This is a genomic window from Streptomyces desertarenae (assembly GCF_042681365.1).
In the GTDB taxonomy this organism is placed as follows: Bacteria; Actinomycetota; Actinomycetes; order Streptomycetales; family Streptomycetaceae; genus Streptomyces; species Streptomyces desertarenae.
The window spans coordinates 168,831-183,585 of sequence record NZ_JBHUFU010000011.1; the positions used below are offsets into that span (position 1 = coordinate 168,831).

General features: G+C 72.9%; 17 protein-coding genes and 1 tRNA gene. 4 read left to right on the forward strand and 14 right to left on the reverse strand.

The window, feature by feature from the left end:
• Positions 1 to 102: 102 nt before the first annotated feature.
• The gene (locus ACFSJS_RS19405; RefSeq protein WP_380902075.1) at positions 103 to 2,517 is read left to right on the forward strand and encodes a transglycosylase domain-containing protein; all 2,415 of its coding nucleotides are present in this window, start codon (positions 103 to 105) and stop codon (positions 2,515 to 2,517) included.
• 170 nt (positions 2,518 to 2,687) lie between these two features.
• Here ACFSJS_RS19405 and ACFSJS_RS19410 read toward each other — a convergent pair whose 3' ends face one another.
• The gene (locus ACFSJS_RS19410; protein WP_093655608.1) at positions 2,688 to 2,990 is read right to left on the reverse strand and encodes a GroES family chaperonin; all 303 of its coding nucleotides are present in this window, start codon (positions 2,988 to 2,990) and stop codon (positions 2,688 to 2,690) included.
• A 64-nt stretch (positions 2,991 to 3,054) separates the two neighbouring features.
• Positions 3,055 to 3,375: a DUF3618 domain-containing protein gene (locus ACFSJS_RS19415; RefSeq protein WP_380902077.1), complete on the reverse strand. Its 321-nt coding sequence runs from the start codon at positions 3,373 to 3,375 to the stop codon at positions 3,055 to 3,057.
• Between the two features lie 213 nt (positions 3,376 to 3,588).
• Between ACFSJS_RS19415 and bcp the strand changes: the two genes are divergently transcribed.
• Together bcp and ACFSJS_RS19425 are read left to right on the forward strand one after the other, a co-directional pair.
• Positions 3,589 to 4,056 (forward strand): thioredoxin-dependent thiol peroxidase, encoded by a 468-nt coding sequence (gene bcp / locus ACFSJS_RS19420; RefSeq protein ID WP_380902079.1) that lies wholly within the window; start codon positions 3,589 to 3,591, stop codon positions 4,054 to 4,056.
• A 210-nt stretch (positions 4,057 to 4,266) separates the two neighbouring features.
• Positions 4,267 to 4,350: transfer RNA gene (locus ACFSJS_RS19425), tRNA-Leu, on the forward strand.
• Positions 4,351 to 4,431: 81 nt separating this feature from the next.
• On the opposite strand, the gene rdgB is transcribed toward ACFSJS_RS19425, so the two are convergent.
• From rdgB to ACFSJS_RS19445, 4 genes are all read right to left on the reverse strand, one after another.
• Complete coding sequence (gene rdgB / locus ACFSJS_RS19430; protein ID WP_380902081.1) at positions 4,432 to 5,037, reverse strand: RdgB/HAM1 family non-canonical purine NTP pyrophosphatase; 606 nt, start codon at positions 5,035 to 5,037, stop codon at positions 4,432 to 4,434.
• Positions 5,038 to 5,113: 76 nt separating this feature from the next.
• Positions 5,114 to 5,491: a hypothetical protein gene (locus ACFSJS_RS19435; RefSeq protein WP_380902083.1), complete on the reverse strand. Its 378-nt coding sequence runs from the start codon at positions 5,489 to 5,491 to the stop codon at positions 5,114 to 5,116.
• A 226-nt stretch (positions 5,492 to 5,717) separates the two neighbouring features.
• Positions 5,718 to 6,446, reverse strand: coding sequence for a ribonuclease PH (gene rph, locus ACFSJS_RS19440; RefSeq protein WP_380902086.1), 729 nt, complete (start codon positions 6,444 to 6,446; stop codon positions 5,718 to 5,720).
• Positions 6,447 to 6,543: 97 nt separating this feature from the next.
• The gene (locus ACFSJS_RS19445; RefSeq protein WP_380902088.1) at positions 6,544 to 7,074 is read right to left on the reverse strand and encodes a PTS sugar transporter subunit IIB; all 531 of its coding nucleotides are present in this window, start codon (positions 7,072 to 7,074) and stop codon (positions 6,544 to 6,546) included.
• Positions 7,075 to 7,139: 65 nt separating this feature from the next.
• On the opposite strand from ACFSJS_RS19445, the gene ACFSJS_RS19450 reads away from it, so the two are divergent.
• On the forward strand, positions 7,140 to 8,399 hold the full coding sequence (locus tag ACFSJS_RS19450; RefSeq protein ID WP_380902090.1) for a PTS transporter subunit EIIC: 1,260 nt from the start codon (positions 7,140 to 7,142) through the stop codon (positions 8,397 to 8,399).
• A 100-nt stretch (positions 8,400 to 8,499) separates the two neighbouring features.
• Here ACFSJS_RS19450 and ACFSJS_RS19455 read toward each other — a convergent pair whose 3' ends face one another.
• From ACFSJS_RS19455 to clpS, 8 genes are all read right to left on the reverse strand, one after another.
• Positions 8,500 to 9,255, reverse strand: a complete 756-nt coding sequence (locus ACFSJS_RS19455) for an MBL fold metallo-hydrolase (RefSeq protein WP_380902092.1) — start codon at positions 9,253 to 9,255, stop codon at positions 8,500 to 8,502.
• A 248-nt stretch (positions 9,256 to 9,503) separates the two neighbouring features.
• A complete protein-coding gene (locus tag ACFSJS_RS19460) occupies positions 9,504 to 10,454 on the reverse strand; it encodes a PLP-dependent cysteine synthase family protein (RefSeq protein ID WP_380902094.1) in 951 nt (316 codons plus the stop codon).
• Entirely contained in the window at positions 10,454 to 10,777 is a 324-nt protein-coding gene (locus ACFSJS_RS19465) for a MoaD/ThiS family protein (protein WP_380902096.1), read from the reverse strand. Before ACFSJS_RS19465 ends, ACFSJS_RS19460 begins: the two co-directional genes overlap by 1 nt.
• Before the next feature lie 107 nt (positions 10,778 to 10,884).
• Positions 10,885 to 11,013, reverse strand: a complete 129-nt coding sequence (locus ACFSJS_RS19470) for a putative leader peptide (RefSeq protein ID WP_380902098.1) — start codon at positions 11,011 to 11,013, stop codon at positions 10,885 to 10,887.
• Between the two features lie 151 nt (positions 11,014 to 11,164).
• The gene (locus ACFSJS_RS19475; protein ID WP_380902100.1) at positions 11,165 to 11,596 is read right to left on the reverse strand and encodes a M67 family metallopeptidase; all 432 of its coding nucleotides are present in this window, start codon (positions 11,594 to 11,596) and stop codon (positions 11,165 to 11,167) included.
• Positions 11,597 to 11,698: 102 nt separating this feature from the next.
• Positions 11,699 to 13,264 carry an alanine/glycine:cation symporter family protein gene (locus tag ACFSJS_RS19480; RefSeq protein WP_380902101.1) on the reverse strand — a complete coding sequence of 522 codons (1,566 nt, stop codon included), beginning with the start codon at positions 13,262 to 13,264 and terminating at the stop codon, positions 11,699 to 11,701.
• A 320-nt stretch (positions 13,265 to 13,584) separates the two neighbouring features.
• Positions 13,585 to 14,184: a DUF2017 domain-containing protein gene (locus ACFSJS_RS19485; RefSeq protein ID WP_380902102.1), complete on the reverse strand. Its 600-nt coding sequence runs from the start codon at positions 14,182 to 14,184 to the stop codon at positions 13,585 to 13,587.
• Entirely contained in the window at positions 14,184 to 14,486 is a 303-nt protein-coding gene (gene clpS / locus ACFSJS_RS19490; protein ID WP_380902231.1) for an ATP-dependent Clp protease adapter ClpS, read from the reverse strand. Before clpS ends, ACFSJS_RS19485 begins: the two co-directional genes overlap by 1 nt.
• Positions 14,487 to 14,755 lie beyond the last annotated feature (269 nt).

The window sequence follows — 14,755 nt, forward strand, 5'->3', positions numbered from 1 at the left end:
GGTCTGCCTCGCCCGCCGGCGCGGATGATGTCAGAGTGTCATACGGGGTGTTCCACCGTAAAACGTCCTGAAGCGCACATACCGACAAGGAGCCCTGCGGTCATGAGCGAGGATCCCGAGGCGCCGAACGGCGACGAGCACCCGCAGCGCACCGGCCGGCGCCGGCTGCCGCCCGTCTGGCGGATCACCCTGGGCGCCGGCGCCGCGGCCGTCCTGGCCGGCGCCGGCGCCCTGGTCACCGGCTACCTGCTCGTGGACATCCCCGAGCCCAACTCCGCCGCGGCCGCCCAGAACAACGTCTACCTCTACGCCGACGGCACGCCGCTCGCCCGCGACGGCGAGATCAACCGGCAGAACATCGAGCTCACCGAGGTCCCCGAGACCACCCGGCAGGCCGTCCTCGCCGCCGAGGACCGGGACTTCTACCACCAGCCCGCCGTCGACGTGACGGCCATGGTCCGCGCCGGCTGGAACATGCTGCGGGGCGAGGGCAAGCAGTCCGGCTCCACCATCACCCAGCAGTACGTCAAGAACTACTACCTGGGCCAGGAGCAGACCCTCACCCGCAAGACCAAGGAACTCTTCATCGCCGTCAAACTCGACCGCGAGGCCAGCAAGGACGAGATCCTCGCCGGCTACCTCAACACCAGCTACTTCGGCCGCAACGCCTACGGCATCCAGGCCGCCGCCCACGCCTACTACGGCAAGGACGCCGCCGACCTCACCACCGCCGAGGGCGCCTACCTCGCCGCCCTCCTCAACTCCCCCAACCTCTACGACGTCGCCGCCCACCCGGAGAACCGCGACCGCGCCGTCGCCCGCTGGAAGTACGTCCTGGACGGCATGGTCAAGGAGGGCTGGCTCACCGACCGGCAGCGCGCCGCCACGACCTTCCCCGACCCCGATCCCGCCAAGCCCCCCAACGGCCTCTCCGGCCAGCGCGGCTACCTCGTCGAAGCCGTCAAACAGCACCTCACCGGCAACGGCATCCTCACCGAACGCCGGCTCGCCCAGGGCGGGTACCGCATCACCACCACCATCGACCGCAAGAAGCAGGACGCCCTCACCGCCGCCGTCAGGAGCGAACTCCTCTCCCGGCTCGACGACGAGCGCGAGGTCGACCGCTACGTCCGCGCCGGCGCCGCCTCCATCGACCCCCGCACCGGAGAGGTCGTCGCCCTGTACGGCGGGATCGACTACACCCGCCAGTACGTCAACAACGCCACCCGCCGCGACTACCAGGCCGGCTCCACCTTCAAGCCCATCGTCTACGCCGCCGCCCTGGAGCACCGCGCCAGGACCCGCGGCGGAGACCTCATCGGCCCCGGCACCACCTACGACGGCACCAGCGGACGCACGGTCGTCGGCCCCCAGGGTCCCACCGACTGGCGCCCCGAGAACGAGGACGACGTCGACTACGGCGACATCCCCGTCACCACCGCCATGAACAAGTCCGTCAACGCCGTCTTCGCCCAGATGGGCATGGACGTCGGCCCCGAGAGGGTCAAGGAGACCGCGGTCAGGCTCGGCCTCCCCGAGACGACCCCCGGCATGGCCGACGCGCAGGGCTCCGTCGCGCTGGGCACCTCCTCCCCCAGCACCCTCGACCTGGCCCGTGCCTACGCCACCCTCGCCAACCACGGCGAGCGCATCGACCACCGCCTCGTGAAGAGGATCACCCGCAACGGCGACCCCGTCCGCCTCCCCGAGCCCGGCACCGAGCAGGCCGTCTCCCGCTCCACCGCGGACGCCACCACCGCCGTCCTGCGCGGTGTGGTCAAGGAGGGCACCGGGCGCCCCGCCCAGGCCGCCGGCCGGCCCGCCGCCGGCAAGACCGGCACCGCCGAGGAGGACGAGGCCGCCTGGTTCGCCGGCTACACCCCCGAGTTGGCCACCGTCGTCGCCGTCATGGGGCAGGACCCCGAGACCGGCGCCCACAAGTCCCTCTACGGCGCCGCCGGACTGGCCCGCGTCAACGGCTCCGACTTCCCCACCCGGATCTGGGCCGCCTACACCGAACGCGCCCTGCGCGGCACCCCCGTGCAGGACTTCCGGCTCAGGCCCGGCAGGAACCTCACCCCCGAGCCGGCCTCTCCCAGTCCCTCCGGCGGCACCTCCCCCTCACCCGGCGAGGATTCCACCCGGATCAGTGACGAGGAGGAGTCCGCGGCGCCCGGAGGGTACGGGCCGGACGGCACCTCCGCCCCCGGTGACGACGCCCGCAACGGCACCGACCGCACGGGCGGGCGACCGGACGGCGCGCAGGACGCCCCCGGCGGACGCGACGGCACCGCGGAGGACGACGGCAAGGCCCGCGACGGCCGGAACGCCGGCTCCGACACCGCCCGCAGGCCGCCGCAGCCCCCGGAGGAGCGCACCGGTCCACCCCCCGGGGACGCCGGCAGGAACCCCGGCGGGGCCGCCGACCGCGGCAGGACCGAACCCCCGCACTCGCCGAAGGCCCCGGCCCCCGGCCCCTCGGCGAGGCCCTTCCCCACCGCCTCCGCTCCCCGGTGACGGCCGCGCGCCGCACCCGCCGGGGACCGCCCCGCCGAGGGCGCGGCGCGCCGAGGGCCCGGACCGCGACGGTCCGGGCCCTCGGCGCGCGGCACACGCCGCGGACCCCGATGGTGCCAGTGGTACCGGCGGTGCGGGCGGCGCCGGCGGTGCGGGGCGGACGGCCCGGCCTACAGGTACAGGCCGGTGGAGTCCTCGGAACCCTGCAGCCGCTCGGCCGCCACCGCGTGCAGGTCGCGCTCGCGCATCAGCACGTACGCCACCCCCCGCACCTCCACCTCGGCGCGGTCCGCCGGGTCGAACAGCACCCGGTCGCCGGGCTCGACCGTGCGCACGTTCTGCCCCACGGCCACCACCTCGGCCCAGTTCAGCCTGCGGCCGACCGCGGCCGTCGCGGGGATGACGATGCCACCGGAGGACCGGCGCTCGCCCTCGGGAATGTCGGTACGCACCAGCACCCGGTCGTGCAGCATCCGGATGGGCAGCTTGTCGTGGTGGGACGTCTGGGAACTCACGGTAAGACCGTATCTCAGCCGCTCAGCCGCGCCGACGCCGAGCCGACAACACCACCAGGCCCACCACTCCGGCGGCCACCAGCGCCACCGGCACGATCCGCTCCGCCCGCGGGCGCCCCTCCTCGTCCGTGAACCTCTCGCGCACGTCGGACAGCGCGCGGTTCACCGCCACGTACGCCCGGCCCGCCGTGCGGTCCACCGCCGCCGCGGCCCGCGCCTTCGCGTCCCCCGCGATCGTCTTCGGGTGCACCCGCACCGCCAGCTCGTCCAGCGTCGCGGCGAGCTCCTGCCGCCTGCGGACGATCGCCGCCTCGATCTCCGCGGGGGTCCTGGCTTCCGACACCGCACTGCCTCCGTCGTCTCGTCCGTCTCATCCGCCCCACCGGACTGTCCTGCACCGGGGAACCGGCTACCGGACAGTTTGGCAGTTCCCCCACCTCCGGTGCCCCGCGCCACCCCCGACACACCCCGTGGCTAGGCTTTCGAACCGGTAACGACCGCACGGGTCCCCACGGGGTCCCGCCCAGCGCCCCGAGCACGCCCCGAGGAGCCACCGATGAGCGAGCGCCTGCAGCCCGGCGACACCGCCCCCGCCTTCACCCTGCCCGACGCCGACGGCAACCCCGTGTCGCTCGCCGACCGCGCCGGCCGGAAGGTGATCGTCTACTTCTACCCCGCCGCGATGACCCCCGGCTGCACCAAGCAGGCCTGCGACTTCACCGACAACCTCGGTCTCCTCGCCGGGGCCGGCTACGACGTGATCGGCGTCTCACCCGACAAGCCGGAGAAGCTCGCGCGGTTCCGCGAGAAGGAGAACCTGGGGATCACCCTCGTCTCCGACCCGGAGAAGGAAGTCCTCCGGGCCTACGGCGCCTTCGGCGAGAAGAAGTCCTACGGCAGGACCGTCACCGGCGTCATCCGCTCCACCGTGGTCGTGGACGAGGAGGGGAAGGTCGAGCGGGCCCTGTACAACGTCAGGGCCACCGGCCACGTCGCCAAGCTCATCCGGGACCTGGCCGTCTGAGGCCCTCTCCGCCGGACACGGCGTCGGCACCGGCCGCTTCCCGGACCGAGGCGGCCGGCGGCCGGTCTTCCGCCCCCGCCGGGGGAGATGCGCCGCCTCCGCCCGAACCGCCCTGCGGCCACGGGAACGTGGTGCGGCCCGGACCGCCGGGCCACCGCGACCGGTGGCCCTTCCGAAGGGGGCGGCACCCGCTACGATGAGGGACAGTCGGCGGCCGTGGCTAAATTGGCAGAAGCGCAGCGTTTAGGCCGCTGTGGGAGAAATCCCGTGTGGGTTCGAGTCCCACCGGCCGCACCGACCCCGAGGGCGAAGGCCCGGCTCGGCGAGCCGGGCCTTCGGCGTCGGCGGCAGGAGCGGTTCGCCGTCCCGTGCCCGTCAGCCCAGCAGCTCCCCGATCACCGGCGCCAGTTCGCGGAACGCCCGGCCGCGGTGGCTGATGGCGTTCTTCTCCTCCGGGGACAGCTCCGCGCAGGTGCGGCTCTCGCCCTCGGGCTGGAGGATCGGGTCGTAGCCGAAGCCGCCGGAGCCGGCGGGGGTGCGGCGGAGGGTGCCGGGCAGGTGCCCCTCGACGACGCGCTCGGTGCCGTCGGGGAGGGCGAGGGCGGCGGCGCAGGCGAAGTGCGCGGTGCGGTGGGGGTCGTCGATGTCGGAGAGCTGGGCGAGGAGCAGGTCCAGATTGGCCTTGTCGTCGCCGTGGCGTCCGGCCCAGCGGGCGGAGAAGATGCCGGGGGCCCCGCCGAGGACGTCGACGCACAGGCCGGAGTCGTCGGCGACGGCGGGCAGGCCGGTGGCCCTGGCGAGGGTGCGGGCCTTGAGGAGGGCGTTCTCGGCGAAGGTGGTGCCGGTCTCCTTGACGTCGGGGACCTCCGGGTAGGCGTCGGCGCCGACGAGGTCGAGGTCGAGTCCGGTCGCGGAGAGGATGGCCTCCAGTTCGCGGACCTTGTGGGCGTTGCGGGTGGCGAGGATCAGGCGCTGGCTCATGGGGCCCGATTATCCCGGTGCGCCCGTCCGGAACACCGGGTGGCCCGGTGTGCCGCCGGTCCGGCGGGCGGGCGGGTCAGCCGGGCGAGCAGATCTGGGTGAGCTCGTCGGCGGCGCTGACGACGGGGCCGGTGTCGGGGACCTTGCCCTGGTCGACGGAGTCGCGGACGTTGTCGGCGGCCTGCTGGAGGTCTTCGGCGACCTTGGCGATGTCGGGGTTGTCGGTGCTTTCGGTGATCTTGTCGAGGTTGGTGTCGATGCGGTTCAGCGACTCGTTGATCTCGGCGGGGTTCTCGACGCCGTCGGCGACGGCCTGCTGGAGCGCGTTGGCGCTGTCGACGATGACGACGGCGGTGTTGGCGCAGTCCAGCGCGTTCTGGACGGCGCTGCAGCCCAGCAGGGGCGCGGCGAGGGCGAGGGAGGCGATGGCTGCGAGGGAGGTCCTGCGGTGCATGGGGCCCTTTCTGTCGGGTCCTCAACAGGGCGTCTGGACGGGCCGTACGGCTCGACCCGTACGGCCCGTGCCTTCTATGACGTGTAAAGCGCTCGCAAAGTTCCGTGGGAGTCCGCGGCGTTCGGATCCGCCGTGCCCTCCGCTCCCGTCCCGCCGGGCGCGTCCGCGGGCGGGCGGGCTCCGCGGGGGGCGCGGGTTCCCCGCCCCCCGCGGGCGCCGGAGGGCGTCACCGGCCGGAGAGGGCCTGGCGCTGCGCTCCGTCGAGCTGGGCGCAGCCGGCGACGGCGAGGTCGAGGAGGGCGTCGAGTTCGGCGCGGGCGAAGGGGGCGCCCTCGGCGGTGCCCTGGACCTCGACGAAGCGGCCGTCCCCGGTGCAGACGACGTTCATGTCGGTCTCGGCCCGGACGTCCTCCTCGTAGCACAGGTCGAGGAGGGGGGTGCCGTCGACGATGCCGACGCTGACGGCGGAGACGGTGCCGCTCAGGGGCTGGGCCTTGGCGCGGACGAGCTTGTTGTCGCGGGCCCAGGCGAGGGCGTCGGCGAGGGCGACGTAGGCGCCGGTGATGGCGGCGGTGCGGGTGCCGCCGTCGGCCTGGAGGACGTCGCAGTCGAGGACGACGGTGTTCTCACCGAGGGCCTTGAGGTCGACGACGGCGCGGAGCGAGCGGCCGATGAGGCGGGAGATCTCGTGGGTGCGTCCGCCGATCTTGCCGCGGACGGACTCGCGGTCGCCGCGGGTGTTGGTGGAGCGGGGCAGCATGGCGTATTCGGCGGTGATCCAGCCCTCGCCGCTGCCCTTGCGCCAGCGGGGCACGCCCTCGGTGACGCTGGCGGTGCAGAGGACCCGGGTGTCGCCGAAGGAGACGAGGACGGAGCCCTCGGCGTGCTTGCTCCAGCCGCGTTCGATGGTGACGGGTCGGAGTTGCTCGGCTGTGCGGCCGTCGATGCGTGACATGGGGGCGAGCCTAGCCGCAGGGGCGGAACGGCCGTTCCGGACAGGGGGCGCGGGCGGTGGGGGCCGGTGCGGTGGGGCGGTGGGGCGGCCGCCCGTCTCACATCATGTCCTCGATCTCGGCGGCGATGGGGTCGGCGTCGGTGCCGATGACGACCTGGACGGCGGTGCCCATCCTGACCACCCCGTGGGCTCCGGCGGCCTTGAGCGCCGTCTCGTCGATGAGCGAGGGGTCCTCGACCTCGGTGCGGAGGCGGGTGATGCAGCCCTCGATCTCGATGATGTTGTCCAGGCCGCCGAGTCCGGCGACGATGCTCTCGGCCTTGCCGGTGGTCTTGTCGCCCGAGCTGTCGATCATGTCTTCCGTCCTCCGTCGGCTGTTCCGGCCGGTGGCCGGCCGTGGTCCGTCGTCCGGTCGTGCGCCCCGGCCCGGGGGCTGATGCACACCCCGACCGGGTTCGCCCTGTATGTGCTTTTCCTCCACGGTAGGGAAACCTCCGCGGCGGGGCACCCCGGCGGGCCCCGCCCTCCTCCGTCCCGCCGCCCGCCGGGGGCCGCGCGTACTGCATTCCGGCACTCTCCCCTCCCCCGGTGGCGCTTCGGCCCGGCTCACACCGTTTGACCCGTTCATTCGTGTTACAACCTGCCTGAACGATTTTCACGGCGCGTTCCGTACGGCCCCACGGGAGGTAGGCGATGACCACGGCCGCAGCGCAGGCGCCCGGCGACCGGAAGGGCCGCGGCTCGGGAGCGATGGCGGTGGCCCAGCGCATCGGCCGCAGTCTGATGCTGCCGATCGCCACCCTGCCCGCGGCGGCGCTGATGGTCCGGCTGGGCCACGAGGACATGCTCGGCCGGGAGGGCCTCCCGGACGCCGTCAACCGGGCCGCCGAGTTCCTGGCTGCGGGGGGCGGCGCGCTGCTGGACAACCTCCCCCTGCTGTTCGCGGTGGGCATCGCGATCGGCTTCGCCCGGCGCTCGGACGGTTCGACGGGGCTGGCGGCGGTGGTGGGGTACCTGGTCTTCCGGCAGGTGATGGCCGTCTTCGAGGATCCCGGCCTGCCGCCGGTGGAGGGCGAGCCCCAGCCGGCCGACGCCGGTGTGCTGGGAGGGGTGGTGATGGGGATCGTCACCGCGCTGCTGTACCAGCGCTACCACCGCAGGAAGCTCCCGGACTGGCTGGGGTTCTTCGGCGGCCGGCGGCTGGTGCCGATCCTGGCCTCGTTCGCGGGGCTGGCCCTGGGGATCGTCTTCGGCTACGCCTGGCCGGTGCTGGGGGCGGGCATCCACGGCCTCGGGGAGTGGCTGGTGGGGTCGGGGGCGCTGGGGGCGGGTCTCTTCGGCGCGGCCAACCGGGCGCTGATCCCGGTCGGGATGCACCACCTGCTGAACTCCTTCCCCTGGTTCCAGGCCGGCTCCTACGAGGACGGCGGCGTCCGGTACCAGGGGGACATCGCCCGCTTCCTGCACGGGGACCCGACGGCGGGGCAGTTCATGACCGGCTTCTTCCCGATCATGATGTTCGCCCTGCCGGCGGCCTGCCTGGCGATGTACCACTGCGCCCGCCCGGAGCGGCGCAGGGTGGTGGGCGGGATGATGTTCTCCATCGCGCTGACGGCCTTCGTGACGGGCGTGACGGAACCGATCGAGTTCACCTTCATGTTCGTCGCACCGGCGCTGTACGCGGTCCACGCGGTGCTGACGGGGGTCTCGATGGCGCTGAGCTGGGCACTGGGGGCGCGGGACGGCTTCGGGTTCTCCGCGGGCGCGATCGACTTCGTGCTGAACCTGGGGATCGCGTCGCGGCCGTGGCTGCTGGTGGTGCTGGGGCTGTGCTTCGCGGCGGTGTACTACGCGGTGTTCCGGTTCGCGATCCTCCGCTTCGACCTGCCGACGCCGGGCCGGGAGCCGGAGGAGGAGGCCGCGGAGGAGGACCGGGCCCAGTACCGGGCGTAGGGTCCGCCGGCCGGGCCGGCGGGGCCCCGGCTCCGGGCGCCGTCGCCCTGCTCCGGCCCCCGGCTCCCTCCCGCGTCCGGCGGCCGCCGTGCGGCGGCCCTCAGAACTCGTAGACGGCCCCGGGACGGGCCATCTCCACCGGCCCGCCGAAGGCGGCCTCGGCGTCGCGGAGGTTGTGCCGGGGGTCGGTCCACGGCGGGATGTGGGTGAGGACGAGCCGCTCCACCCCGGCCTGCCGGGCGCACTCGCCGGCCTGGCGGCCGTTGAGGTGGAGTTCGGGGAGGTCCTCCTTGCCGTCGGTGAAGGACGCCTCACACAGGAAGAGGTCGGCGCCCCCGGCCAGCTCGCACAGGGCGTCGCAGGGGCCGGTGTCGCCGGAGTAGACGAGGCTGCTGCCGTCGTGCTCGATGCGGAAGCCGTAGGTCTCCACCGGGTGCCGGACCCGGTCGGTGGTGACGACCAGCGGTCCGAGCCGGAAGGAGGCCCCGGCGGCGAGGTCGTGGAAGTCGAAGACCTCGCTCATGGACTTCTCGGAGGGGGTGTCGGCGTAGGCGGCGGTGAGCCGCTGCTCGGTGCCCCGGGGCCCGTACACGGGGATGGGCTCGCAGCGCCCGCCCTCATGGCGGTAGTACCGGGCCACGAAGTAGGCGCACATGTCGATGCAGTGATCGGCGTGGAGGTGGCTGAGGGCGATGGCGTCGAGGTCGTAGAGACCGCAGTGGCGCTGCAGTTCGCCGAGGGCACCGTTGCCCATGTCGAGCAGGAGCCGGTAGCCGTCGGCCTCGACGAGGTAGCTGGAGCAGGCCGATTCCGCGGACGGGAACGATCCCGAGCAGCCGACGACGGTGAGCTTCATAGGGGAAGGAACCTCCGTGGCCCGGGAAGAGGGGTTACCTGAGCGTAAGGCGCATGGGCGCCCGTGGCTCCTCCACGGAGCTCCGTTGTGGTTGGAATCACCAGGGCGGGGGACCGTTTCCGGGACGGGTGTTCACGGCCGTCCCGGGGGCGCCTCGGACGGCTTCCGCGCCCCTTTTGATCCCGCTGCGCCCGGGGCCCGGCACCGCCGGTCGGCAGTGCCGGGCCCCGGGCGCCGGACGGGAGGACTCAGGCCCAGAGCTGTCCCTGCAGCGCCTCGACCGCGGCTTCGGTGCTGGGCGCGGTGTAGATGCCGGTGGACAGGTACTTCCAGCCGCCGTCGGCGACGATGAAGACGATGTCGGCGCTCTGCCCGGCCTTGAGGGCCCGGCGGCCGACGCCGATCGCGGCGTGGAGGGCGGCGCCGGTGGAGACCCCGGCGAAGATGCCCTCCTGGGCGAGGAGTTCACGGGTGCGGGTGACGGCGTCCTCGGAGCCGACGGAGTAGCGGGTGGTGAGGACGGACTCGTCGTACAGCTCGGGGACGAACCCCTCGTCGAGGTTGCGCAGCCCGTAGACGAGGTCGTCGTAGCGCGGTTCGGCGGCGACGATCTGGATGCCGGGGACCTTCTCGCGCAGGTAGCGGCCCGCTCCCATCAGGGTGCCGGTGGTGCCCAGGCCGGCGACGAAGTGGGTGATGGAGGGCAGGTCGGCGTAGATCTCGGGGCCGGTGCCGGCGTAGTGGGCGCCGGCGTTGTCGGGGTTGCCGTACTGGTAGAGCATGACCCAGTCGGGGTGCTCGGCGGCCAGCTCCTTGGCGACGCGCACGGCGGTGTTGGAGCCGCCGGCGGCGGGCGAGGAGATGATCTCGGCTCCCCACATGGCCAGCAGCTGGCGGCGCTCGGAGCTGGTGTTCTCCGGCATGACGCAGACGATGCGGTAGCCCTTGAGCCGGGCGGCCATGGCCAGCGAGATGCCGGTGTTGCCGGAGGTGGGCTCCAGGATGGTGCAGCCGGGGGCGAGCCGGCCGTCCTTCTCGGCCTGCTCGATCATGTGGAGGGCCGGGCGGTCCTTGATCGAGCCGGTGGGGTTGCGGTCCTCCAGCTTGGCCCAGATGCGGACGTCCTCGGACGGCGAGAGCCGCGGCAGGCGCACCAGGGGGGTGTTGCCCACCGCGGCGATCGGGGAGTCGTAGCGCATCAGCGCATGCCCTTCCGTCGTCCGACCGCCCCGGCGGCGTCCTCCGCCGCGGAGCCGCCGGCCACGGCGGGGAGGATCGTCACGTTGTCGCCGTCGCTGAGCTTGGTGGAGATCCCGTCCAGGAAGCGGACGTCCTCGTCGTTGAGGTAGACGTTCACGAAGCGGCGCAGCTCGCCGCCGTCCACCAGGCGCTCCCGGATGCCGCTGTGGCGGGTCTCCAGGTCCTCGATGAGCTCGGCGAGGGTGCCGCCGTTGCCCTCGACGGACTTCTGGCCGTCCGTGTAGGTGCGGAGGATGGTCGGGATGCGGACCTCGATGGCCATGGGTGGGCTCCTGTGGGAGAGGCGGGGAAGCTGGAAGCGTGCGCGGGCCGTGCTCGGGGTGCGGTGCGTGCGCGGGCGCGGCCGGGGCCGCGCGGCGGTGCGCCCGGTCAGGCGCGGGCGGCGCGGCGCCGACACGCGGCGCTGGCGAGGCGGCACAGGTCGACGTGCAGGCGCGCCACGAGCAGCGTGCCCGGGGGCGGTCCCGGGTGGTTGTCGCTCACGTCGTGGTTAACCATGGGCTCATCGTAACGATTCCCGCCCTCCCAACTGGATGGCGGTCCCATCATGCGGACCCGGGCGTCTCACCCCTCGGCGCCGGGCCCGCCGCGCGGGCGGCCGTCCCGCGCGGCGGTGCGGACCGTCCGGTCCCGCAGGGCCGGTCCGGGCTCACTCCTCGTAGGAGGGGACGACCCTGACCTCCTCCTCCGTGATCTCGCCGTCCACGATGCGGAACGAGCGGAAGGAGAAGGGGCCCTCGCCGTTGCCGCACTCGGCGGTGGAGACCAGTACGTAGTGGGCGCCGGGCTCGTTGGCGTAGGAGACGTCGGTGCGCGAGGGGTAGGCCTCGGTGGCGGTGTGCGAGTGGTAGATGACGACGGGTTCCTCGTCGCGGTCGTCCATCTCGCGGTAGAGCCTGAGCAGGTCCGTGGAGTCGAACTCGTAGAACGTGGGCGAGCGGGCCGCGTTGAGCATGGGGACGAAGCGCTCGGGGCGGTCGCTGCCGGCCGGACCCGCGATGACGCCGCAGGCCTCGTCGGGGTGGTCCTGGCGGGCGTGCGCGACGATCCTGTCGTGCAGCTCCTGGGTGATGGTCAGCATGGCCGACAGCATAGGCAGGGCGTGCGGGAGGGGCCCCGCCGCACCGGTGCGCGGTACGGCGGGGCCCCTCCGGGCGCGCGGAGCCCGCGGGCCCCGGGCGGGTCACTTGGCGAGCGGGGCGGCGCCGCCTGCCTCGGCGGCGGCCTCGGCGGCCTCGATCTGCTCCTCGGTCTCGCCCGCGTCCCGGCGGCGGGTGTACTCCAGGACCCTGCGCAGCTCCCTCCGGACGACCGGCGCGAGGAAGTACAGGCCGATGATGTTGAACACCGCGGCGAGGAAGAGGAAGGAGTCCGCCATCTCGACCAGGGAGCCCAGGGACATCACGGCGCCGGTGACGACCACCAGGCAGAACAGGACGTTGAAGGTGGTCTCGCTGGCCCTGCTGCGGCCGAAGAAGTACGTCCAGGTCTTCAGTCCGTAGTAGCCCCAGGTGATGAGGGTGGAGATGGCGAACAGGAAGACCGCGACCGCCAGCACGTAGGGGAACCAGGATATGGCGGTCTCGAAGGCGTCCGAGGTGAGCGCGACGCCGGACTGGGGGGCGCTGCCGTCGGCCGCCGCCTCGCGCGCCGCCTCCCAGCTCGGGGTCTTGGCGATGACGATGGTCAGCGCCGTCATGGTGCAGATGATGACGGTGTCGACGAACGGCTCCAGCAGCGCGACCAGGCCCTCGGTGGCGGGGCGCTTGGTCTTGACCGCGGAGTGGGCGATCGGCGCGGAGCCGATGCCGGCCTCGTTGGAGAAGGCGGCGCGGCGGAAGCCCTGGATCAGGGCGCCCAGGATGCCGCCGGCGACGCCTTCGGGGGAGAAGGCGCCCCCGATGATGGCGCCGACGGCGGCGGGGACCTCGCCGAGGTTCATGGCGATGACCGCCAGGCAGGCGCCGACGTAGACGATGGCCATGGCCGGCACCAGGCGGCTGGTGACGGCGCCGATGGACCGCATGCCGCCGATGAGGACCAGGGCGACCAGGACGGCGACGACGGCACCGAAGGCGAGGGCGCCGCCGGAGGTGCTGAAGACGCTGTCCTCCTTGCCGGTGACCGCCTGGAGCTGCTCCAGGCTCTGGTTCACCTGGAAGAGGTTGCCGCCGAAGAAGGCGAAGAACAGCAGCGAGAAGGCGGAGCCGGCCGCGAGGACCTTGCCGAGGGTGCCGAAGCCGCGCTCGGCCATGCCCTTGCGCAGGTAGTGCATGGGGCCGCCGGAGACGGTGCCGTCGGCGTGCACCTCGCGGTACTTCACGCCGAGGGTGCACTCGACGAACTTGGTGGCCATGCCCAGCAGGCCGCAGACGATCATCCAGAAGGTGGCGCCCGGACCGCCGACGGTGACGGCGATGGCGACGCCGGCGATGTTGCCGAGGCCGACGGTGCCGGAGACGGCGGAGGTCAGCGCCTGGAAGTGGTTGACCTCGCCGGGGGCGCCCTTCTGGTCGTACCGGCCCCGCACCAGCCTGAAGGCCAGCTTGATGTGGCGGACCTGGGCGAAGCCGAAGTAGGCGGTGAAGACCAGGCCGGCGACCACCAGCCAGCCGACGATCCAGGGGAACGTGGTGCCGAAGAAGGGGAGTTCGTAGAAGACGATCTTGCCGAACCAGTCCGCCACCGGGTCGACGGCGTTGCTGATCGACTCGTCGACCCGTTCGGTCCAGGATTCGTTCTCTGCCATGGCCTACCTCTGACTGGTGCGGCTGCGGGGACGTGTGGTGCGACGGTGGTCGCTGACGCTGCGTCGGATGAAACGATTCCTCGGACTCTTTGCCGGGGAGGCCCAGGGGCGGTCCTCCCGGCGCCGCCGGGGGACCCTCCGCGGAAATCGGGTTGGGAGTTCCTACCACGCAGAGCTACCAATAGGGTGTGATGTATATCACACGTCCGTATCACAGTCGGATCACAAAAGTAAATATATAAACAAATCGGTCAGACAGGGCGTCGATCGGAGCGCCTGATCCGGTTATCGGGCGCTTGCCATCACCCAGCGTGCACAGATCACGACATCAGCGTCTGCACCAGGGACTCCTGGAGCGCCCCCAGCCACAGGTACGCCATCGCCATCGGCTTGCGCGGATCGGTGTCCGGCAGCGCGTACAGCTCCTCGCTGTCCTCGTCGGTGGAGAGCTCCAGGCGCGCCCCGATCGCCAGCCGCAGGTCGTTGAGCGTGCCCAGCCACTGCCGGGACTGCCCGGGGGCGAGGGTGAGCACCGCTCCCCCGCCGCCGCCGGGGGCGAGGGCGTCCAGCGCGCGGACGACCGCCAGGCCGTCCTCACGCTTGCGGGCGCGCAGATCGTTCTCGGTGTAGCGCCGGAACTCGGCCGCCGCGGCGGCCGTCTCCTCATCCCGCTCGGCGCCGGGGCCCCCGTAGCCGTCGGGGAAGAGCCGGGCCAGGGCGGGGTCGGACGGGGGCTCGGTGGGACCGTCGGCCATCAGCGCGGCCAGCGGGTCCTGCTCCTCCCCGGCCGCGCCGGGGCCGGGGCCGATCAGCTCCAGCAGCTGCACGGTGAGGCTGCGCAGGATGGAGATCTCGATCTCGTCGAGCGCGACGGCGGCGCCTCCGGGCACGGCGGCCGCGGGTTCGAAGAGCCCCGCCATCAGCGGTCCTGCTGGAGGGTGGCCCACAGACCGTAGCCGTGCATGGCCTGCACGTCGCGCTCCATCTCCTCGCGGGTGCCGCTGGAGACGACCGCGCGCCCCTTGGTGTGCACGTCCATCATCAGCTTTCTGGCCTTCTCCTCCGGATACCCGAAGTAGCTCCGGAACACGTACGTCACGTAGCTCATCAGGTTCACCGGGTCGTTGTGGACGACCGTCACCCAGGGGACGTCCGGTTCGGCGACCGGCCGGACCTCCGCGTCCGACTCGGGGCGGGTGACCTCGGCGGGAGCGACCGACAGCAGGACCGTTCCGCCCGCGGGCGCCGCCGGGCGGGCGGCCCCATGCGGGGCGTACGGGCCGGGTACGCGGCTCGCGGCGCGCGGCCGCCGCACCGCGGCGGGGCGCGTCGCCGTCGTGGGTGTGTCGTCGCTCACGGTCCCATGCTGCCACCCGGACCGGGTGGTGGCGCAAACGGGTCCCGGCGGGGCGCGGGCACCCCCGCGGCGGCCGCCCGGCCGCGCCGCACCACCGATATCGTCAAACTGACGAGATAAGGGGTAGCATCTTC

Bases quoted from the DNA above. Each gene is read 5' to 3' on its own strand.
- ACFSJS_RS19475 (WP_380902100.1), bottom strand. From the start codon at position 11,596: ATGCTGACCATCACCCAGGAGCTGCACGACAGGATCGTCGCGCACGCC.
- ACFSJS_RS19405 (WP_380902075.1), top strand. From the start codon at position 103: ATGAGCGAGGATCCCGAGGCGCCGAACGGCGACGAGCACCCGCAGCGC.
- ACFSJS_RS19465 (WP_380902096.1), bottom strand. From the start codon at position 10,777: ATGGCCATCGAGGTCCGCATCCCGACCATCCTCCGCACCTACACGGAC.
- rdgB (WP_380902081.1), bottom strand. From the start codon at position 5,037: ATGAGCCAGCGCCTGATCCTCGCCACCCGCAACGCCCACAAGGTCCGC.
- ACFSJS_RS19470 (WP_380902098.1), bottom strand. From the start codon at position 11,013: ATGGTTAACCACGACGTGAGCGACAACCACCCGGGACCGCCCCCGGGC.
- ACFSJS_RS19455 (WP_380902092.1), bottom strand. From the start codon at position 9,255: ATGAAGCTCACCGTCGTCGGCTGCTCGGGATCGTTCCCGTCCGCGGAA.
- ACFSJS_RS19450 (WP_380902090.1), top strand. From the start codon at position 7,140: ATGACCACGGCCGCAGCGCAGGCGCCCGGCGACCGGAAGGGCCGCGGC.
- rph (WP_380902086.1), bottom strand. From the start codon at position 6,446: ATGTCACGCATCGACGGCCGCACAGCCGAGCAACTCCGACCCGTCACC.
- ACFSJS_RS19485 (WP_380902102.1), bottom strand. From the start codon at position 14,184: ATGGCGGGGCTCTTCGAACCCGCGGCCGCCGTGCCCGGAGGCGCCGCC.
- bcp (WP_380902079.1), top strand. From the start codon at position 3,589: ATGAGCGAGCGCCTGCAGCCCGGCGACACCGCCCCCGCCTTCACCCTG.
- ACFSJS_RS19460 (WP_380902094.1), bottom strand. From the start codon at position 10,454: ATGCGCTACGACTCCCCGATCGCCGCGGTGGGCAACACCCCCCTGGTG.
- ACFSJS_RS19435 (WP_380902083.1), bottom strand. From the start codon at position 5,491: ATGCACCGCAGGACCTCCCTCGCAGCCATCGCCTCCCTCGCCCTCGCC.
- ACFSJS_RS19480 (WP_380902101.1), bottom strand. From the start codon at position 13,264: ATGGCAGAGAACGAATCCTGGACCGAACGGGTCGACGAGTCGATCAGC.
- ACFSJS_RS19445 (WP_380902088.1), bottom strand. From the start codon at position 7,074: ATGAACGGGTCAAACGGTGTGAGCCGGGCCGAAGCGCCACCGGGGGAG.
- ACFSJS_RS19410 (WP_093655608.1), bottom strand. From the start codon at position 2,990: ATGCTGCACGACCGGGTGCTGGTGCGTACCGACATTCCCGAGGGCGAG.